The 20,530-nt window shown below is 72.1% G+C and carries 14 protein-coding genes and 1 pseudogene; 8 read left to right on the top strand and 7 right to left on the bottom strand.

Features of this window, described 5'->3' with window-relative positions; genetic code table 11:
- Window positions 1–202 precede the first annotated feature (202 nt).
- From AB0D53_RS15115 to alc, 5 genes are all read left to right on the top strand, one after another.
- Window positions 203–463, top strand: coding sequence for a hypothetical protein (locus AB0D53_RS15115; protein WP_362445450.1), 261 nt, complete (start codon window positions 203–205; stop codon window positions 461–463).
- Window positions 464–2,662: a 4-alpha-glucanotransferase gene (gene malQ, locus AB0D53_RS15110; RefSeq protein ID WP_362445447.1), complete on the top strand. Its 2,199-nt coding sequence runs from the start codon at window positions 464–466 to the stop codon at window positions 2,660–2,662.
- Between the two features lie 79 nt (window positions 2,663–2,741).
- Window positions 2,742–2,972, top strand: coding sequence for a hypothetical protein (locus AB0D53_RS15105; RefSeq protein ID WP_362445444.1), 231 nt, complete (start codon window positions 2,742–2,744; stop codon window positions 2,970–2,972).
- A 125-nt stretch (window positions 2,973–3,097) separates the two neighbouring features.
- Complete coding sequence (locus AB0D53_RS15100) at window positions 3,098–4,021, top strand: LysR substrate-binding domain-containing protein (RefSeq protein WP_362445441.1); 924 nt, start codon at window positions 3,098–3,100, stop codon at window positions 4,019–4,021.
- A 55-nt stretch (window positions 4,022–4,076) separates the two neighbouring features.
- Window positions 4,077–5,216 carry an allantoicase gene (gene alc / locus AB0D53_RS15095; protein ID WP_362445438.1) on the top strand — a complete coding sequence of 380 codons (1,140 nt, stop codon included), beginning with the start codon at window positions 4,077–4,079 and terminating at the stop codon, window positions 5,214–5,216.
- Window positions 5,217–5,370: 154 nt separating this feature from the next.
- Here the strand turns inward: alc and pepN (AB0D53_RS15090) are convergent, their stop codons facing one another.
- The 5 genes from pepN (AB0D53_RS15090) to pepN (AB0D53_RS15070) all read right to left on the bottom strand — a co-directional run bounded on the left by pepN (AB0D53_RS15090) (window position 5,371) and on the right by pepN (AB0D53_RS15070) (window position 16,697).
- Entirely contained in the window at window positions 5,371–7,947 is a 2,577-nt protein-coding gene (gene pepN, locus AB0D53_RS15090; RefSeq protein ID WP_362445435.1) for an aminopeptidase N, read from the bottom strand.
- A gap of 151 nt (window positions 7,948–8,098) precedes the next feature.
- Entirely contained in the window at window positions 8,099–9,127 is a 1,029-nt protein-coding gene (locus AB0D53_RS15085) for an aspartate-semialdehyde dehydrogenase (RefSeq protein WP_362445430.1), read from the bottom strand.
- A gap of 190 nt (window positions 9,128–9,317) precedes the next feature.
- Window positions 9,318–12,629, bottom strand: coding sequence for a S8 family serine peptidase (locus tag AB0D53_RS15080; RefSeq protein WP_362445427.1), 3,312 nt, complete (start codon window positions 12,627–12,629; stop codon window positions 9,318–9,320).
- 197 nt (window positions 12,630–12,826) lie between these two features.
- Window positions 12,827–13,852, bottom strand: coding sequence for a hypothetical protein (locus AB0D53_RS15075; RefSeq protein ID WP_362445424.1), 1,026 nt, complete (start codon window positions 13,850–13,852; stop codon window positions 12,827–12,829).
- 229 nt (window positions 13,853–14,081) lie between these two features.
- Window positions 14,082–16,697, bottom strand: coding sequence for an aminopeptidase N (pepN, locus tag AB0D53_RS15070; protein WP_362445421.1), 2,616 nt, complete (start codon window positions 16,695–16,697; stop codon window positions 14,082–14,084).
- 133 nt (window positions 16,698–16,830) lie between these two features.
- Between pepN (AB0D53_RS15070) and AB0D53_RS15065 the strand changes: the two genes are divergently transcribed.
- Window positions 16,831–17,478, top strand: coding sequence for a disulfide bond formation protein DsbA (locus AB0D53_RS15065; protein ID WP_329820984.1), 648 nt, complete (start codon window positions 16,831–16,833; stop codon window positions 17,476–17,478).
- Here the strand turns inward: AB0D53_RS15065 and AB0D53_RS15060 are convergent.
- Complete coding sequence (locus AB0D53_RS15060; RefSeq protein ID WP_362445418.1) at window positions 17,441–17,965, bottom strand: NUDIX domain-containing protein; 525 nt, start codon at window positions 17,963–17,965, stop codon at window positions 17,441–17,443. The genes AB0D53_RS15065 and AB0D53_RS15060 overlap by 38 nt on opposite strands.
- 13 nt (window positions 17,966–17,978) lie before the next feature.
- Window positions 17,979–19,253, bottom strand: a complete 1,275-nt coding sequence (locus AB0D53_RS15055) for an MFS transporter (protein WP_362445415.1) — start codon at window positions 19,251–19,253, stop codon at window positions 17,979–17,981.
- Window positions 19,254–19,314: 61 nt separating this feature from the next.
- Between AB0D53_RS15055 and AB0D53_RS15050 the strand changes: the two genes are divergently transcribed.
- Both AB0D53_RS15050 and AB0D53_RS15045 read left to right on the top strand, forming a co-directional pair.
- Window positions 19,315–20,292, top strand: a complete 978-nt coding sequence (locus AB0D53_RS15050) for a winged helix-turn-helix domain-containing protein (RefSeq protein WP_362445412.1) — start codon at window positions 19,315–19,317, stop codon at window positions 20,290–20,292.
- Window positions 20,293–20,341: 49 nt separating this feature from the next.
- Window positions 20,342–20,500: pseudogene (locus AB0D53_RS15045) on the top strand (DNA-binding response regulator); the annotation flags it as partial.
- Window positions 20,501–20,530 lie beyond the last annotated feature (30 nt).

The following is a 20,530-nucleotide window of genomic DNA, read 5'->3' as shown; positions in this document are numbered from 1 at the left end:
CGGGGGCCGGCGGGCCGGGGCCGTCGACGCCAAAGATGACGCCGGATGGCCGAAAACAGCGGACAACTTACGGAGAACGGGCCCTGGGGGAACGGAATGTGACCCAGAGCACGTTGAATTCGTTGTGATGACGCCTGCGCCGGCGGTCGGGTCCGCCGGGCGGGTCCGCTGTGTCCTGTTTCCCCACGGCCAGGAGGCCGCCATGCCCGCTGTCGCGAAGCGTCCGCTCTCCGCCCTCCCCGGACAGGTACCCGGCCCCGCCGCCCCGCCGTCCCCCGCGCCCGGCCCCGGCCCACTGACCAGCGAGCCGCCGCTCGCCGACGCGATACCTCTCACCAGCGAGCCGCCGCTCGCCGACGCCACCCCCCTGACCAGCGAACCCCCGCTCGCCGTCAACGCCCCGCTGACCAGCGAGCCGGCCGCGTCCGGCGCCGCATGGGGCACGGAGTTCCCAGGAGTCTGAATGGGCTTGGACCGGCTCGCCGCGCTGCACGGCGTCGCCACCTCCTACTCCCCGTCCGCCGACGTGACCGTGTCCGTCCCCGACGACACGGTCGTCGCCGTGCTCGCCGCGCTCGGTGTGGACGCCACCACGCCCGCAGCGGTACGGGAATCGCTCGCCGCCGCCGAGTCCTCGGCCCGCTCCCGGCTGCTCCCGCCGACGCTGGTGGTGTGGACCGGTGAGCCGCTGCCCGGCGCCCTGACCGCCCTGCCGCCCGGCACCACGCTGGAGATCGCCCTCGAAGACCCCGGTCCGGCCCCGCCCACGCGGATGCGTATTCCGGCCGACCGACCGGATCCGGCCGTTTCGGTGCGGGGCGCCGACGGCGTCCGGGCGGACCCGGTGGACGCGGTGGACGCGGAAGGGGCGGGCGACGGCACGGGGGTGCCCGTGGTCCCCGCCTGGTGGACCGGGCCGCCGCTCGGGGTGCACCGGCTCTTCGTACGGGCTCCCGGCGGCCGCAGCGCGACCGGCACGCTCGTCGTCGCCCCGTCCCGGGCACCCCGGCCGCCCGCCCGCAGCCACGGCTTCCTCGTCCAGCTCTACTCCCTGCTCTCCGCCCGCTCCTGGGGCATGGGCGACCTGGGGGACCTCGCCGACCTCGCCGCCTGGTCCGGGCGGACCCTCGGCGCCGGATTCGTCCAGGTCAACCCGCTCCACGCCGCCGTGCCCGGCCGCCCCACCGACCCCTCCCCGTACCGCCCCTCCTCGCGGCGCTTCCCCGACCCCGTGCATCTGCACATCGAGTCCGTCCCCGAGTACGGACACGTCACGGACCGGGCCACCCTCGACGACCTGCGCCAGGACGCCGCGGCGCTCGGCGACACCGTGCTGAACAAGGGCGCGCTGATCGACCGCGACGCCGTCTGGGACCTCAAGCGCCAGGCTCTCGAACTCGTACGGCAGGTGCCCCTCACCCCCGGCCGCCGCGCCGCGTACTGCGACTTCCTGGCCGAGCAGGGACAGGCCCTGGAGGACCACGCCCTGTGGTACGCCCTCGCCGAGGTGCACGGCCCCGACTGGCACGGCTGGCCCGCCGGGCTCCGCGACCCCCGCTCCGAGGAGACCGCCCGCGCCCGCGGCGAACTGCTGGACCGGGTCGACTTCCACTGCCGGCTCGCCTGGCTGACCGACGGCCAGCTGGCGGCCGCCCAGCGCGCCGCCCTCGACGCGGGCATGGCCGTCGGCATCGTCCACGACCTCGCCGTCGGCGTGCACCCCGGCGGCGCCGACGCCTGGGCCCAGCAGGACGCCTTCGCGCACGGCATGTCCGTCGGCGCGCCGCCCGACGCCTTCAACGCCCGCGGCCAGGACTGGGGCCTGCCGCCGTGGCGCCCGGACGTCCTCGCCGCCTCCGGCTACGCCCCGTACCGCGGACTGCTGCGCGGGCTCCTCGCCCACGCGGGCGCCCTGCGCATCGACCACGTCATGGGCCTGTTCCGGCTCTGGTGGGTGCCCGAGGGGCGCCCGCCCACCGAGGGCACCTATGTCACCCACGACGCCGAGGCGATGCTCGCCGTCCTCGTCCTGGAGGCGCACCGGGCCGGCGCGGTCGTCATGGGCGAGGACCTCGGCACGGTCGAGCCGGGGGTCCGCGAGGCGCTGGCCCGGCGCGGTGTGCTCGGCACCTCCGTCCTCTGGTTCGAACGGGACTGGGCGGGCACCGGCCGCCCGCTGGCCCCCGAGGAGTGGCGCGAGGGCTGCCTCGCCACCGTCACCACGCACGACCTGCCGTCCACCGCGGCCCGGCTGACCGGCGACCACGTGACGCTGCGCCACCGCCTCGGCCTGCTCACCCGCCCCCTCGACCAGGAGCTGACGGCGGACGCGGCCGACACCGCCGAGTGGCTGGGGTATCTCACCAGGCTCGGCCTGCTCCCCGAGGGCGAGGACGACGAGGAGGGCGCCGTCCGCGCCGTGCACCGCTTCCTGCTGCGCACCCCCGCCCGCATGACCGGCGTCTGGCTGCCCGACACACTCGGCGACCGCCGCCCGCAGAACCTCCCCGGCACCTGGGACCAGTACCCCAACTGGCGCCTGCCCGTCGCCGACGCGGAGGGCCATCCGGTCACCCTGGAGGAACTGGCCGCCGCGCCCCGCCTGCACCGGCTGATGGAGGTCCTCCGGCCACGCGGGGACCGCCCGGACCCCGCCGGGTGACCCCGCCCCGCACCCCGACCCGCACCCCGTACGGCACCCCGGGCGCGCGCCCCTCGCGGGCGTTCGCTACGTTTGCACCGTGGACAAGAAGAACGCTATGCGCGCCGGCGCCGTCGCGGCCGGCACGACGCTGATGATGCTGCTCATGTCGTCCCCCGCGCTCGCGCTCACCCGCGACGCCGGTGACGACCCGGGGCCCGGCCTGAGCGCGATGGAGACCATCGGCCTCTACGTCGTGGCACCCATCGTCCTGTTCCTGGTGATCACGGGCCTGGTCATGGTCCTGGACAAGTCCAAGAAGCAGGCCTAGTACCCACACGTTCCTCCAGGGTGCGCCGCAGGTACTCCGCGAGTACCGCGCGGCGCACACGCATGTCCGCGGCCGGGCACCCGGACGCGGACACCCCGCCCCCCGGGGCCGGGTAGGTTGCGGCCATGATCGAGTGGGACGTCAAGAAGCTCCGCATCCTGCGCACCCTGCGCGACCGGGGCACGGTCACCGCGACCGCGCAGGCCCTGCTGATGACTCCCTCCGCGGTCTCGCAGCAGCTGTCCAGCCTCTCCAGGCAGCTCGGCGTGCCGCTCCTGGAGGCCCAGGGCAGGCGCGTCCGGCTGACCGATGCCGCGCATCTCGTGCTGCGCCACGCCGAGGCCGTCTTCGCCCAGCTGGAGCGCGCGGATGCCGAGCTGACCGGCTATCTGCGCGGCGAGGCCGGCGAGGTGCGGATCGCCGCGTTCTCCACGGCCGTGCCCGCCCTCGTCGTACCGGCGATCCAGCGGCTGCGCGCCGAGGAACGGCCGGGGCCCGGCGTGCGGGTGCGGGAGGCCGAGGCCGCGCAGGCGTACGAACTCCTGGTCGCCGGTGACGTCGACCTCGCCCTGTCGCTCGCCGCGCACGCCCCGACCGCCCGCGACCCCCGGTTCGCGGTGCTGCCCCTGCTCGCCGACCCGCTGGACGTGGCCCTGCCCGCGGACCACCGCCTCGCCGCCGCCCCCGCCCTGCGCCTGGCGGACCTCTCCGGCGACCCGTGGATCTTCGGCGGCTCGGGGCCCTGGTCGCAGATCACGACGGCGGCCTGCGAAGCCGCCGGATTCGTGCCCGAGCAGGCGCACAGCGCCTCCGGCTGGACGGCGATCCTGGCCATGGTCGAGGCGGGCATGGGCGTGGCGCTGGTCCCGCGCATGGCGTCGGCGGAGCGCAGCGGCCGGGGCGGCGTGGTGATGCGCGCCCTCGAAGCCGACCAGCCGCGCCGTCATGTGGTGGCGGCGGTACGGCGGGGTGCCGAGCAGGGCCCCGCGGTGGCCAGGGTCCTCGCGGCGCTCACCGCGAGCGCAGAATCGTTCACTTCAGCTGAATAAACAATGCAAAAACTTTCGATGGACCTGATGGGTTGTTCGCCGTGACAGTAGGTGCATGACCTTCGACCAGAATGAGAACCACCACGAGGACCCCCACGCCAACGACGCGGCCCCGTACGGCGGTGGTGACCCGTATGCCGACTACCGCACCACCGACCTCCCCTTCACCGAACTCGTCGACCTCGCCGACCGCCGCCTCGGCGCGGGCGTGATCGCCGCCAACGACGAGTTCTTCGCCCAGCGCGAGAACCTCCTGGTCCGGGAGCGGGCGGTCTTCGACCCCGAGCACTTCGGCCACAAGGGCAAGATCATGGACGGCTGGGAGACCCGCCGCCGGCGCGGCGCGGACGCCGACAACCCGTTCCCGGCCCCCGGCGAGCACGACTGGGCCCTGGTCCGGCTCGGCGCCCCCGGCATCATCCGCGGCATCGTCGTCGACACGGCCCACTTCCGCGGCAACTACCCGCAGCGCGTCTCGGTCCAGGCCACCACGGTCGAGGGCTCGCCCAGCCCCGCCGAGCTCCTCGCCGACGACGTGAAGTGGGAGGAGATCGTCCCGCCGACCCCGGTACGCGGCCACGCCGCCAACGGCTTCGAGATCACCGGCGGCCGCCGCTACACCCACGTACGCCTGTGCCAGCACCCCGACGGCGGCATCGCCCGCCTCCGCGTCCACGGCGAGGTCCTGCCCGACCCGTCCTGGCTCGCCACCCTCGGCACGTTCGACCTGATCTCGGTCCTGAACGGCGGCAGCTACGAGGACGCCTCCGACCGCTTCTACTCCTCGCCGACCCAGATCATCCTGCCCGGCACCTCCCGCAAGATGGACGACGGCTGGGAGAACCGCCGCCGCCGGGTCCGCGACACCAACGACTGGGTCCGCTTCCGCCTCCCCGCCCAGGGCGCGGTCCGGGCCATCGAGATCGACACCGCCTACCTCAAGGGCAACTCGGCGGGCTGGATCGCCCTCCAGGGCCGCAACGGCGAGACCGGCGAGTGGTTCGAGATCATCCCCCGCACCAGGCTCCAGCCCGACACCCTGCACCGCTTCCCGCTCCGCGCTCAGGCGATCGTCACCCACGTCCGCCTCGACGCCTTCCCGGACGGCGGCGTCGCCCGCATGCGCCTGCACGGCAGCCTGACGGAGACCGGCGCGGCCGAGCTGGCCCGCCGCTACGAGGAGTCCGGCGCGTAACCGGTTTCCGGGCACCCCCTGCTCCCGCCCGTCGGACGGCTGCGCGACCGCGCCCGTCCGACGGGCGGGTTTCCAGCGCCACACCGCCCGGAGCACGAGGAAGGGGCGCCTCCCACCACGGGAGGCGCCCCTTCCTGTGTCACCGGTCAGTGCGTCACACCGTGGCCGCCGCAGCGTCCGCGGCCTGGGCCTTCAGGGCGCGCTCGACGCCCGAGCGGGACTCCGACATCAGCCGGCGCAGGGCCGCGCTCGGCTCCGCCGAGGAGAGCCAGGCGTCCGTGGCGTCCAGCGTGTCCTGCGAGACCTGGAGGGCCGGGTAGAGGCCGATCGCGACCTGCTGCGCCATCTCGTGGCTGCGCGAGTCCCAGACGTCCTTCACCGAGGCGAAGAACTTCTCCGCGTACGGAGCCAGCAGCTCGCGCTGGTCGGTCTGGACGAAGCCGCCGATGACCGCCTCCTGGAGGGAGTTCGGCAGCTTGTCGGACTCGATGACCGAGGCCCACGCCTCCGCCTTCGCCTCCTCGGTGGGGCGTGCCGCGCGGGCGGTCGCCGCGTGGAGCTCGCCCGCCGCCGTCCTGTCCCGCTCGTACTCGGCGGCGATCTCGTCCTCCTCGATGAGACCGGTCGCGGCGAGCCGTTCGACGAACGCCCAGCGCAGCTCCGTGTCGACGGCCAGGCCCTCGACCGTCTCCTTGCCGTCGAGCAGCGACTGCAGCAGGTCCGTCTGCTGCGGGGTGCGGGCCGTCGCCGCGAAGGCACGGGCCCAGGCCAGCTGGTGGTCGCTGCCCGGCTCCGCCGCACGCAGGTGCGCGAGGGTGGCCTCGGTCCACTGCGTCAGCCCGGCCTCGCGCCACTCCGGCGCCGCGTACAGGTCCAGCGCCAGCTTCACCTGGCGGTGCAGCGACTGCACGACGCCGATGTCCGACTCCTTGCCGATGCCGGAGAGCACCAGGGCGAGGTAGTCGCGGGTCGCCAGCTCGCCGTCGCGCGTCATGTCCCAGGCGGAGGCCCAGCACAGGGCGCGGGGGAGGGACTCCGTGAAGTCGCCGAGGTGCTCGGTGACGACGCGCAGCGACTCCTCGTCGAGCCGGACCTTCGCGTACGAGAGGTCGTCGTCGTTGAGCAGGATCACGGCGGGGCGGGCGGTACCGGCCGGGAACGGCACGGTCGTGCGCGCGCCGTCGACGTCCAGCTCGATGCGGTCGGTGCGGACCAGCTTGCCGGAGGCGTCGAGGTCGTAGCAGCCGATGGCGATGCGGTGCGGGCGCAGGGTCGACTCGCCCTTCGCGCCGGCGGGGAGGGCCGGGGCCTCCTGGAGCACGGTGAACGAGGTGACGTGGCCGTTCTCGTCCGTGGTGATCTCCGGGCGCAGGATGTTGATGCCCGCCGTCTCCAGCCACGCCTTCGACCAGGTCTTCAGGTCGCGGCCGGAGGTCTCCTCCAGGGCGCCCAGCAGGTCGGAGAGCCGGGTGTTGCCGAAGGCGTGCGCCTTGAAGTACGCCTGGACGCCCTTGAAGAACTCGTCCATGCCGACGTACGCCACCAGCTGCTTCAGGACCGAGGCGCCCTTGGCGTAGGTGATCCCGTCGAAGTTGACCAGCACGTCGTCCAGATCACGGATGTCCGCCATGATCGGGTGGGTGGACGGCAGCTGGTCCTGGCGGTAGGCCCAGGTCTTCTCGGAGTTGGCGAACGTGGTCCAGGAGTTCGGCCACTTCGAGCCCTGCGCGTACGCCTGGCAGGCGACCGAGGTGTACGTGGCGAACGACTCGTTCAGCCACAGGTCGTTCCACCACTCCATGGTGACGAGGTCGCCGAACCACATGTGCGCCAGCTCGTGCAGGATGGTCTCCGCACGCCGCTCGTACGCCGCGTCCGTCACCTTCGAACGGAACACGTACTGGTCGCGGATGGTGACCGCGCCCGCGTTCTCCATCGCGCCGGCGTTGAACTCCGGGACGAACAGCTGGTCGTACTTGGCGAACGGGTAGTCGTAGGCGAACTTCTCCTGGAACCAGTCGAAGCCCTGCCGCGTGACGTCGAAGATCTCGTCCGCGTCGAGGAACTCGGCCAGCGACGGGCGGCAGTAGATGCCGAGCGGGACCGTCTGGCCGTCCCGCTCGTAGCTGCTGTGCACCGAGTGGTACGGGCCGGCGATCAGGGCGGTGATGTACGACGAGATGCGCGGCGTCGGTTCGAAGGACCAGACGTCGTCCTGCGGCTCGGGCGTCGGCGAGTTCGAGATGACCGTCCAGCCGTGCGGCGCCTTCACGGTGAACCGGAACGTAGCCTTCAGGTCCGGCTGCTCGAAGCTCGCGAAGACCCGGCGCGCGTCCGGCACCTCGAACTGGGTGTACAGGTAGGCCTGCTGGTCGACCGGGTCGACGAAGCGGTGCAGGCCCTCGCCCGTGTTGGTGTACGCGCAGTCGGCGACGACCTTCAGCTCGTTGGAGCCGGCGACCAGGTGCGGGAGCGCGATGCGCGAGTCGCGGAAGACGGCCGCGACGTCCAGGGCCTTGCCGTTCAGCTCGACCTCGTGCACGGCCGGGGCGACCAGGTCGATGAAGGTCTCCGCACCGGCTTCGGCGGAGTCGAAGCGCACGGTGGTCACGGACCGGTAGGTGCCGCCCTCCTGCGCTCCGGAGAGGTCGAGATCGATCTCGTACGCGTCCACGGTCAGCAGGCGCGCCCGCTCCTGTGCCTCTTCGCGGGTCAGATTGGTGCCAGGCACGCGGTCATCTCCTTGGTATGTGACGTTTCCGGTCATCCTTCCACGTCACAGGCTCCGGCGGGGGGCCCGGTCCGCGGTGGACACGCGCATAGGAATGGGCGGCCACCGGGACCCGGTGGCCGCCCATTCCTATGCGCGTGTCCGTCCGGCGTCAGCCGTTCAGCTCCGCCGCGACCAGCTCCGCGATCTGGATCGCGTTCAGCGCCGCGCCCTTGCGCAGGTTGTCGCCGGAGACGAAGAGCGCGAGGCCGTTCTCCACGGTCTCGTCGGCCCGGATCCGGCCGACGAACGAGACGTCCTTGCCGGCGGCCTGGAGCGGGGTGGGGATCTCGGAGACCTCGACGCCCGGCGCGTCCTTCAGCAGCTCGTAGGCGCGCTCGACGCCGATCGGACGGGCGAAACGGGCGTTGATCTGGAGCGAGTGGCCGGTGAAGACCGGCACCCGGACGCAGGTGCCGGACACCTTCAGCTCCGGGATCTCCAGGATCTTGCGGGACTCGTTGCGGAGCTTCTGCTCCTCGTCGGTCTCGAAGGAGCCGTCGTCCACGATCGCCCCGGCCAGCGGCAGCACGTTGAAGGCGATCGGACGCTTGTAGACGCCCGGCTCGGGGAACTCGACGGCCCCGCCGTCGTGGGTGAGCCGGTCGGCCTCGGCGACGACCTTGGACGCCTGGCCGTGCAGCTCGGCGACACCGGCCAGCCCGGAGCCGGACACCGCCTGGTAGCTGGCGACGACCAGCGCGTCGAGCCCGGCCTCGTCGTGCAGCGGGCGCAGCACGGGCATGGCGGCCATCGTGGTGCAGTTCGGGTTGGCGATGATGCCCTTGGGCCGGTCCGCGATCGCGTGCGGGTTGACCTCGGAGACGACGAGCGGGACCTCGGGGTCCCTGCGCCAGGCGGAGGAGTTGTCGATCACGACGGCGCCCTGCGAGGCGACCTTCTCGGCGAGCGCCTTCGAGGTCGCGCCGCCGGCCGAGAACAGCACGATGTCCAGCCCGGTGTAGTCGGCCGTCGAGGCGTCCTCGACGGTGATCTCCCGGCCCTGCCACTCGATCGTCGAGCCCGCGGAACGCGCGGAGGCGAACAGCCGCAGTTCGTCGGCCGGGAACTTCCGCTCGGCCAGGATCCTGCGCATGACAGTGCCGACCTGACCGGTGGCGCCGACGATTCCGACCTTCACAGGGACTCCTTCGAACGTACGAACTGAGACGGTTGCCGTTCCATGATGCGTATGTTCACGGCTTTCTTGTCCAATCCATTGTCCGAGGTACGGACAGTGCCCGCCCGGCGGGGCGCACAGCAGTGGGGCGGGAGCTCCATCGAGCGCCCGCCCCACTGCCGTACCTGTCGTACGGATCACACGGTGACCGTTACGGCGTGACCTTCTCGATCACGACGCTGCCGGTGCCCGCGGCGGTGCCGCGGCTGTTCACCAGGTGGACCTCGCCGAAGAACTGCCGGCCCTCGGGAGCCGCCCCGGCGGCCACGACCTCGGCGGCGATCTGGGCGGAGGCGCCGTTGGCCAGGTTCAGGGCCTTCGACTCGTCGACCTTGATCGTGCCGAGCGACGGCGCGTAGTACACGTCGCGGTAGTCGTACGTGGTGGTCCCGGCCGGGACGTCGTAGCCGTCGATCAGGACGGTGTACGTACCGGCGGCGGGCTTCACCAGGCTGACGGACTCCTCGGAGCCCGCCGTGGTGGACTTTCCGACCTCGGTGTCGCCCCGGTAGACGTACAGGTCCAGGTCGGCGTTGGCGTCCGCCGTGCCGCCGATGGCGACGTCCAGCTTCTCGACGCCCTCACCGATGGTGACCGTGTACTCCTGCTGGTCGCCCGTCTTGATCGACGGCTTCGCGACCTTGGCCGAGCCCAGCGAGCCGCCCTTGAGCGTGCCCGCCAGGTCACCCGCGTTGTTGGTGACCTTCCAGTTCACCGCGGCCGGCGTACCGATCTTCGCCTCGGCGATGGTCTGCACCGCCGGGTCGAAGGTGGCACCGAGCAGTGAGACATCCAGCTTGTACGGGTTGTCCAGCAGCGGCGAGGTACGCCGTGCCTCGACCTCGATCTCCCAGACGCCCGGCTGCGGGTCCTTGTAGGAGCGCACGTCGGGGCGGCAGGTGTTGGCCGGGTTCTCGTAGTTCGGGTAGCAGAAGATCGTGGAGCTGTCCTCCATCTGCACCCCGTACGGGTGGATCGAGATGAAGCGGGTCTGGCTGCCCGAACGCAGCGCGCTCATCGCGACCTCAAGGGTCTTGGCGCCCTCCGGAACCGTCAGGAAGTACGACGTGCTGCTGTTGCGCTGCACCGAGCCGGAGGCCTTGAACGCGTAGGCGGGCTTCACGAGCTTCGTGGAGACGACCACCGTGGTGAGGATCTGCTGGTCCACACCGACGGTCTTGCTGTCGTCCACCTTCAGGATCGCGCTGTGCACGCCCGCGCTGCCCGGCTTCGCCTGGACCTTGACGGTCACGGGCTTGTCCAGCGGCAGGGCGACGGTGGCCGGACCGACCAGCTTGAAGGTGCCGTCGTTGTTCTTCCACGACAGCTTGTGCTTGACGGCCTTGTCCGGGCCCGTGGTGCGGGTGATCGTGACGTCGTACGTCTTCGTCTGGCCGGCCTTCAGGCCGCCCTCGCGGTCGTACAGGCCGGTGCCGAAGCCGGGGGTCTTCAGCGCGAAGTCGATCGCGGTGTCGACCGGGGCCTTCACCGAGTACTCGTGCGCCGGGGCACCCTGCTTCTCGATCTGCTTCCAGGCGCCGACGATGTCGATCAGACCGGAGCCCTGGGCGTGCGCGGGCACGTCCTTGATGTGGGTGGCGGTGCTGGTCAGCGCGGTGCGCAGATCGGCCGGGGGCAGCTCGATGTGCTTCTGCTTCGCGGCGGACAGCAGCAGCGCGGTCGCGCCCGCGGCCTGCGGCGAGGCCATCGAGGTGCCCTGCAGCATGGAGTAGCCGGCCGGCAGCTCGTAGCCCGACTCCTTGACCGGGCCGCCGGGCAGCCAGGTCTGGGTGGTGTTGATGGCCGCGCCCGGGGCCGTCAGGATCGGGGCGAAGCCGCCGTCCTCACGCGGACCGCGCGAGGAGAAGGGCAGCATGTCGTACTTCTTGGTGACGTTGGAGCCGTAGTTGGCGGCCCAGGTCTCCTTGGAGATCGACGCGCCGACGGAGATGACGTGGTCGGCGAGGCCGGGGTCACCGATGGTGTTGACACCCGGGCCGTCGTTGCCGGCCGAGATGACCAGCTGGACGCCGTACATGTCGATGAGTCGCTTGTAGAGCGCGGCGCGGGCGTTGTTGCCGTCGTTGAGCGGCGGCAGGCCGCCGATCGACATGTTGACGACATCGACACCGCGGTTCACGACGAGGTCGATCATGCCCTCGGTGAGCGCGATGTTGGTGCAGCCGCCGTCCCAGGTGCAGGCGCGCGAGGAGACGATCTGCGCGCCCGGCGCGGCACCGTTCATCTTGCCGCCGAACAGGCCGTTCGCGGCGGTGATGCCCGCGACGTGGGTGCCGTGCTCGCTCTCGATGACGCCGATGTTGACGTAGTCGGAGGTGGCGCCGGCGGCGTTGTAGACGACGTTCTTGCGGGTCTCGACGACGAACGGGATCCGCTCGGCGACATCGGTCCGCGGGTCGTCCTTGCCGAAGTAGGAGACCTGGTGCTTCTCCTTGTACGGCTTGAGCACGGCGTCGTCGGAGAAGTCCGCGTTGTCGTTCAGGTCGACACGGGTGGTGCCGGTGACCGGGTCGTAGAGCACGGCCCACACATCGGTGGTGTCGCCGTCCCGGTTCAGGTCGCCCTTCATGTCGCCGCCCCTGGTGGCGGCCTCGGCGAACAGCTTGATCCGGTAGTCGCCCGCGGGCGCCTTGTACGTACGGTCCTTGTACGTGAACGTCGGACCGGACACGGCGTCCGTCATCCGCAGCCACGTGCCGTCGCCGTCGCTGACCGGGTCGGTCGCGGTCACCCAGTCGACGATCTTGCGGGCACCGGTGGTGGTCTTCTGCAGCGCCGGGTGGCCGAGGTCGACACCCGAGTCGAGGACACCGATGGTCACCCCGCGGCCGTCGGCCTTCGGGTGCTGCTGGACGAAGTCGACCGCGCCCGTCTCGAAGGACGGGTTGTACGGGTTCTTCGCCGGGGTCTTCTTGCCGGGCGCCGGGTACGAGCCGGTGGCCTTCGCCTTCACCCCGGACCCGGTGGCGCGGTCGCCCGCGGGCGTCGGGTCGTCCAGCTTGATCTCCTGCTTGAGATCGATGCCCTGGACGGACGACAGCTTGGACGCCGCCCTGATGGTGGCATCGGCGGTCGCGGTGGGCACGGTGGCCCGCACGTAGCCGAGCTTGTCGTAGGCACGTCCCAGCACGGAGCCCTTGACGGCGTCCAACTGCTTGGTGACCTGCTCGGTCGCACCGGGAGCGGTGGCGACCATCATCGTGATGTTCTTCTGGCCCTTGGCCTTCGCCTTGGCCAGCAGCTGCTCGTCATGGGTGCCGAGCTTGTTCGCCGTGGCGCCCTCGGCGGCCGACTTGACGGGAGCGGTGTCGGGCGTGTCGGCGGCGAAGACGGGGGCGACACCGGTGGCGGCCAGTGCGGCCACCAGACCGGCGGCGGCCGCGACTCGGGCCACGCGTCTCGCCCCGGGTATGGAACTGGGGGATTCGGAGGTCATCAGCATCCCTGGATATGAAAGAGAGAGTCCGGAATTCGGTACCGGATGACCGCTCACCCTTTCGTAAATGACAGGGGTTTGTGGAGAGTTGAAGGGGGCTAGATGTGGACATGGCAGAATCCCGCCACTGGTGCTGATGTGCCATCAGGGACGAAGCGACAGATAAGTGACGCCCGTGACCCGCTCCGCCGATCCTCGCGTGCTCAGCGGGGCAGGATCATCACATACGCGGCCGGTTCGCGGTCGGCCGCCGCCATCAGCGCCGTACGCACCACGACCGCCTGCTGCTCGCCCGTGTCGCGGAGCCGCCTCGGGGAGAGGCGTACGACGGTGACGCCGAGCCGCTCCAGATGCTCCCGCTCCGCCGCGTGCCCCGACCACGGCGCCCGGGTGTCCAGCTCCACCGCGACCGCATGCTCGGGCCAGTAGGCGTCCACGCCGCCGAGGCAGGGGCCGCCCGGCAGTCTCAGCTCCACGTTCCACAGCGGCTCCGGCAGGCCGTACGCCCGCACCACCTCGTACAGCCGGCCCTCCGCCAGTGCCCGGCCCTCGGCGAGGAACGAGTCCACGGCCTGCACCACCTGGGGCCGGCCGAGCAGCTCGGCGCGGCTCAACTCCCTTACCACCGCAGCTGGTTCGCAGTGCCCGCCGCGCACCGCCTCGATGAGCAGCCCGCGCACGGCCAAAGGATCCTCTAGCCCGGCGATCGCGTCCGCGAGCGCCCGCTCCACCGGGGCCACGGGCAGGCCGTCCACCAACTCGGCGCGGGGCGAAGCGGGGGAGCGCACCACGCGCACGTACCCGACCGAACGCAGCCGCCGGGTGCGCGGCACCAGCACGTCGATCCCGGCCGCCGGGGAGAGCGGCGGCGCGGCGGCGAAGCCGTGCAGGGCGAGTGCGGCGAGACCGGTGATCATCGCCTCGCCGTACCCGGTCCCCGGGTCCGTCCCCGCTCCGGGCTGCGCCGGTACGTCCCGGCGGCCGGGGGCCGGTGTCCGGCCGGCGTACAGCAGCGCGGAGACCAGCCGCTCCTCGCCGGTGGGCGGCTCCGGGTGCAGGACGTACACGCCGGGCAGCGGACGCTGCCACGGCCCGCCGGTCCGGCAGCGCGCGGCGGCCTGTGCGGCGGACACCCCCCGCGCCCTCAACTGCGTCGCGGACAGCACACGTTGGCGGACATCGCCGTCGGTGCGGGGGTGGCAGGGGGAGAGTGGCGTGTTCTGGCTCATGTTCCGGGGTATCCCGCATGCCACGGCGGCGCTAACCCCTGTTACACGCTCGTCGACAATTCAGGACAACGTCGTCCTAAAGTACGCATGTTCGACGACCGAAAAGGCCCGGCTTCTCCGAGAACCGGACGAGCCGGAAGCCGGGCGACCCGGGGCCGGAAGAACCGGGCCCGGGCGAGCCGGGGCGGGGCGGGGCCGGACGTACCGGCCCCGCCCCGCCCCGCATCCGTCAGATCCCCGCCGCGGCCCGTGCCGCGCCCGTGTCGCACGCCTGCGCCCGCAAGGCCCGCGCCAGGTCGTCCCGGGCCTCCAGCACCAGCCTGCGCAGCGCCGGCGCCGCGTCCTCGTGGGCGGCCAGCCACGCGTCCGTCGCGGCCAGCGTCGACGGGTCGTCCTGGAGCGCCGGGAACAGGCCCTTGACCACGATCACCCCGATCTGGATCGACCGCTCGGCCCAGACCCGCTCGATCGCGTCGAAGTACGTGCTGGTGTAAGGCGCCAGCAGCTCCCGCTGCGACGACTGGGCGAAGCCCGCGATCGTCGCCTCGACCAGCGCGTTGGACAGCGCGTCCGACTCCACGACGGCCGCCCAGGCCTGCGCCTTGACCGCCTCGGAGGGCCGCGAGGCCAGGCACCGCACCTGGTGCCGCTTGCCGGACGCCGTGTCGTCGCGGGCCAGTTCGGCGTCGATCGCCGACTCGTCGGCCACCCCGTGCGAGGCCAGCGGGGAGAGGAACGCCCACCGCAGCTCCTGGTCGACGTCGAGCCCGTCGATCCGGGCCGAGCCGTCCAGCAGCCCTGTCAGCAGCTGGAAGTCCGTGTCGGAGTCGGCGACCGACGCGAAGAACCGCGCCCACGCCAGCTGGTGCTCGCTGCCCGGCTCCGCGACCCGCAGCTCCCGCAGCGCACCCTCGGACAGCGCCCGGCCGCCCTCCTCGCGCCATCCGGGCGCCGCGTACTGCACCAGCGCGGTCCGGGTCCAGGCGTGCAGCATCTGGAGCACACCGATGTCGGACTCCCGGCCCGAGAAGGCCAGCACGAGGGAGACGAAGTCACGGGCGGGCATCAGCCCGTCCCGGGTCAGGTTCCACAGCGCCGACCAGCACAGCGCCCGGGCGAGGGGGTCCGTGATGTCGCCCAGGTGCTCCCGCAGCGTGGCCAGCGACACCTCGTCGAAGCGGACCTTGCAGTACGTGAGGTCGTCGTCGTTGACCAGGATCAGCTCGGGCCGCTCGGCCCCCGCCAGCTCCCCGACCACCGTGCGCGGTCCGGCCACGTCGACCTCGGCGCGCGCGTAGCGCACCAGGTCGCCGTCGGGGGTGCGCCGGTACAGGCCGACCGCGACCCGGTGCGGCCGCAGCTCCGGGTGGGACTCGGCCGCCTCCTGGAGGACCGCCAGCTCCGTGATCCGGTCCGCCGCGTCGTACGTCACGACCGGGGTCAGCGAGTTGACGCCCGCGGTCTGCAGCCACGACCGCGACCAGGCGGTCATGTCCCGCCCGGACGTCTCGGCCAGCACCGACAGCAGGTCGCCCAGCTGGGTGTTGCCGTAGGCGTGCTTCTTGAAGTAGCGCCGGGCGCCCTCCAGGAACGCCTCCCGCCCCACGTACGCCACCAGCTGCTTCAGGACCGAGGCGCCCTTGGCGTACGTGATGCCGTCGAAGTTCAGCTTGGCGTCCTCCAGGTCACGGATGTCGGCCGTGACCGGGTGCGTGGACGGCAGCTGGTCGGCGCGGTACGCCCAGGACTTGCGGTTGTTGGCGAAGGTGATCCAGCCGTTCTCGAAACGGGTCGACTCCACCATGGAGAACGCGCCCATGAAGTCGGCGAAGGACTCCTTCAGCCACAGGTCGTCCCACCACTGCATGGTGACGAGGTCGCCGAACCACATGTGCGCCATCTCGTGCAGGATGACGTTGGCCCGGCTCTCGTACGCGGCCTGCGTCACCTTGCCGCGGAAGATGTACTCCTCGCGGAACGTGACACAGCCCGGGTTCTCCATCGCACCGAGGTTGTACTCCGGCACGAACGCCTGGTCGTACTTCCCGAACGGGTACGGGTAGTCGAAGTTGTCGTGGAAGAAGTCCAGGCCCTGCTTGGTGATCAGGAAGACGTCGTCCGCGTCGAAGTGCCGGGCCAGCCCCTTGCGGCACATCGCGCCGAGCGGGATCTCCAGCGTCGTGCCGTCCTCGAACGTACGGCTGTAGGAGTCCGTCACGTAGTGGTACGGACCGGCGACGACCGCCGTGATGTACGTGGAGATCGGCTTCGTCTCGGCGAACCGCCGGACCTCGCCCTCCCGGGACTCCTCCGCGCCGTTGCTCCACACCGTCCAGCCCTCCGGCGCCGTCACCTGGAAGCGGAAGGGAGCCTTCAGGTCGGGCTGCTCGAAGTTGGTGAAGACGCGCCGCGCGTCGGCCGGCTCGTACTGCGTGTAGAGGTAGACCTCGCCGTCCTCCGGGTCGACGAAGCGGTGCATGCCCTCGCCGGTCCGGCTGTACGCGCACTGCGCGTCGACCACCAGGACGTTCTCGCCCTCGGGCAGTCCGTCCAGCGCCACCCGGGTGCCGTCGAAGACCACGGCGGGGTCGAGCGGCTGCCCGTTCAGCGTCACCGCGTCCACCGCCGGTGCCACCAGGTCCGCGAAGGTCGACGCCCCGGCCCGCGCGTTGCGGAAGCGGATCGTGGTCACCGAGCGGAAGGTGCGCGGACCGGATGCGGCGTCCCCGTCCCCGTCGGGCCCGCCGATGGCGGAACGCAGATCGAGCTCGACCTCGTAACCGTCGACGGTCAGCAGCTCGGCCCTCACGCGGGCCTCGTCACGGGACAGGTTCTCACCGGGCACGGGCACACTCCTTTGTGTCACGTTCGAATGGATTTGATCCTCCCATGCTGCTGCTCGGCCCGGAACTCGGGAATGGCGGGCGCCTCCGGCGACGTTCATCGCACAGATGCGATCGCCCTTATGAGGAGAGACGATGCCCGAGAACAGCACGGCGACCGGCAGGACCCCTGTCGATTTCTGGTTCGACCCGCTCTGCCCCTGGGCCTGGATGACCTCCCGCTGGATGCTGGAGGTGGAGAAGGTCCGCGACGTCGAGGTCCGCTGGCACGTGATGAGCCTGTCGGTCCTCAACGAGGACCGGATCGACGAGCTGCCGGAGCAGTACCGCGAGCTGCTGGAGACGGGCTGGGGCCCGGTCCGTGTGGTCATCGCCGCCCAGCAGAAGCACGGCGACGAGGTCGTCGGCCCGCTGTACACCGCGCTCGGCACCCGCTTCCACAACCAGGGCGAGGGAGCCACCCGCGAGGCGGTCGTGGGCGCGCTCCAGGACGTCGGCCTGCCCGTCGATCTGGCGGACTTCGCGGACTCGGACGTGTACGACGCGGAGCTGCGCGCCTCCCACAAGGAGGGCATCGACAAGGTCGGCCAGGAAGTCGGCACCCCGGTCATCGCGGTCCCCGGCGCGGACGGCGAGCAGATCGCCTTCTTCGGCCCGGTCGTCACCCCCGCCCCGAAGGGCGAGGAGGCGGCGAAGCTCTGGGACGGCACGCTGCTGGTGGCGTCGATCCCCGGCTTCTACGAGATCAAGCGGACCCGGACCCAGGGCCCGATCTTCGACTGACCTGCCGGACACGGTGCGGGTCCGGGCGGCGGTCCGGGCCCGCACCGTTCCCGTCCTCGGCCTCGTCGAAATCCCCCAGGTGCAGTGGAGGCCGCGGACCGGGTTCCGGTCGCCCGAGCAGGGGCGGCAGGAGCCCGTCCATGCCCTGCGGCCGGACCGTCTCCCGGGTGGCCGCCAGCTCGTCCACCGTCCACCATCGATGGCCGTACCGGGCCTCGTCGGTCTCCACCCGCACCGCCGCCACCTCGGCGGCGGTGACGCGGGCCACGCGGTACTCCTCGTACTGGTCGAAGCCCTGGCCGTCCACGCCGAACAACGTCTGCCGGGTCCACACCACCGGCCCGATCCGGTCGGCCGGCAGGCTCAGCGCGGTCTCCTCCCGGACCTCACGCATCGCGGCCCGCACGTAGTCCTCGCCGTCCTCGACCCCGCCGCCGACGGTGAACCACCAGCGGGCACCGTCCCGTACCGGGTCCCTGCCGCACAACAGCAGCAGTCGGTCATGCCCGTCGATCAGCAGTACCCGAGACGTCCACCGCTTTCGAAGCCTTCGAAGTCCCATGTTCCGCAGTCCCATGTTCCGAAGTCCCGTGGGGCGCAAGGTTATCCACCGCTCCCGCGGCCCGGCGCCCGGCCGCGGTCAGGGCCAGGGTGACCGTGATCGAGGCCGCCGCCATCACGGTCATCGCCGTCGCGGGCGAGGTCCACTGGGCGACGGTGCCGGCCAGCGCTGCCGCGACGCCCTGCATGGTGAGCATTCCGGAGGAGTGCAGGCCGAGCGCCTGGCCGGTGAACTCGTCCGGGACCAGGGCCATCAGCCGCTCCTGGAACAGCAGGCTCGCCGAGAACCCGACCGAGGCGAGCACCGCCAGCGCGAGCGCCAGGGGAAGCGCCGGGCGCGTGACGAAGAGCAGATACGGGGCGGCCAGGAGCAGTTGCAGGGGAGTGGCCAGCCGTCCCCGCCACTGCCGCGCGAACAGCCGGCCCGCCACGGTGTCCCCGATGAGCATCCCCAGCGCGGCGAAGGCGAAGAGGAGCCCGGCCTGCTCAGGGGCGTACGGGACGAAGAGCGACTCGCAGCCGACGATCAGCCCGTTCGGCACCCAGAGCGCGAGATAGACCCGGCGGCGCGGGCCCGAGGACCACAGCAGGGCGTTGACCCGCCAGGTCTCGGCGGCCGACGGCCGTCCGGAGGCGCGCGGCGCCCTGCGAGCCAGCCCGAACCGGGCGACGGCCGCACCCGCCAGATACAGCGCGGCGGCGACCAGCAGCGTGCCGCGCGCGGAGAGTGTCGCCACCAGCAGCCCGCCGAGCGCGAACCCGCCGATCTGCATCAGGCCGGAGCACATGTTCAGTACGGAACGCCCCAGCAGGTAGCCGTCCTTGGGCAGCACCTCGTTGAGCAGTCCGTACCGCACCCCGCCGCCCACGGCCGCGACCACCCCCTGGGCCAGGATGATCGCGAAGACCACCGGCAACGGCAGGCCGGGCACGGCGAGGACGGCGGTGGCCAGTCCGAAGGCGAGCGCCAGACCGGTCGTCGCGGCCCGGGGCGGCAGCCGGTCCGCCGCCGACATCAGCAGGGTCGCCCCGATCATCTGGGCGAGCGAGGAGCCGAACATGGACAGGGCGGCGAGCAGCGGCGAGTCGGTCGCGGCGTAGACGAGGGTGCCGAGGGCCAGCCCGCTCGTCGTTGACGCGGCGACCTGGACGGCGCTGGTCGCGAAGAACGGTCCGAACTGCGGCGTACGGAAGAGTTCCCGGTAGGTGCGCATGCGGGGAGTCTCGGCGGCGGTCCGGGACGGCCGTTACAGTTTCGCGCGGAGGCGAAACGTCATGGGTATGTGGCAGATCGACACGGACACGCTCGCGGGGAGCCGGTTCGTCGTCTCACCCCTCGCCGAGACCGTCTCCGCCCTGAACTCCCTGGAGCGGGGCCGGCCCGAGCACTCCGGCGAACGGGCCTGGCTCGACGCCCATCTGCCCGCCTACCGGGCCCTGAAGGCAGCCGACCCGGTCGCGGCCCTGCTGGTACCGGCGGGGCTCGGCGGCAGCTGGAGCGCGGACTTCCTCACCCCCACGCCGACGGGCGAGGGCGCCCCGTCCTTCGAGGAGGAGCTGGCCCCCGTCCGGGCGACCACCCCCGAGCGCGCCCGGGCGGACCTGACGGTCGCGCTCGGCGGCGGCCCCCTCCCGGACCTCCTGGACCGGGACGACCTGGCCCGGCGGGCCGCCGACGTCCTGCACTGGGTCTGGCTGCACACCGTGCTGCCCGACTGGCCGCGCCGCCGCCGGATCATCGAGGCGGACATCGTCGCGCGGACCGGTCAGCTGAGCCAGGGCGGCTGGGCGGCCGCCCTGGGCGGTCTGTGCCCGGGGATGCGGTGGCTGGGCGGGAGCCGGCTCCAGATCAACAGGCACGACTATCCCCCGAAGCAACTCTCCGGCGTACGGCTGCTGTTCGTCCCGGTCACCCAGCGCTCGGGCTGGGCCTCCTGGGACGACGCGGCCGAGCGTTACGCGCTCGTCTACCCCTGCTCCGGCGCCCTGGCCGACGCGCACCGGGCCCGGGTCCCGGACAGCCTGTCCCGCCTGCTGGGTCCCGCGCGGGCGTCGGTCCTGGTCCTCCTCTCCAGCCCGAAGAGCACCACCCAACTGGTGGCCCTGACCGGCCAGGCCCTCGGCTCGGTGGGCCGCCACCTCAAGATCCTCCTGGACGCGGGCCTGGCGTGCCGCCGCCGGGCCGGCCGGTCGGTGCTGTACTTCCGCACGGAGGCGGGGGACGTGCTGGTGGGGGCGCAGGGGGGTGGTTGAGGGGCCCGCCCGCTCACCCCTTCGAAGCAGCAGCGGCGCTCGTCGGCGGAGCGGTCCCCTCGCCGACCGCGAACGCGATGCTCCGCGCGCGGCGGCGGACGGCTCCAACGACGCGGAGATCGCCGCCGCGCTTCACCTCTCCGCGGCCATTCGGGAACTGGCGGCCCGCAACCACGCGGAGGCGGGCCGCATCGCGCGGGAAGAGGGCCGTCGTCAGCGCGTTCCGTCGGGATCAGGC

The organism is Streptomyces sp. NPDC048295 (genome assembly GCF_040652135.1).
In the GTDB taxonomy this organism is placed as follows: domain Bacteria; phylum Actinomycetota; class Actinomycetes; order Streptomycetales; family Streptomycetaceae; genus Streptomyces.
The sequence above is the reverse complement of the archived record's forward strand: the minus strand, read 5'-3'. Positions and strand labels throughout refer to the sequence as shown.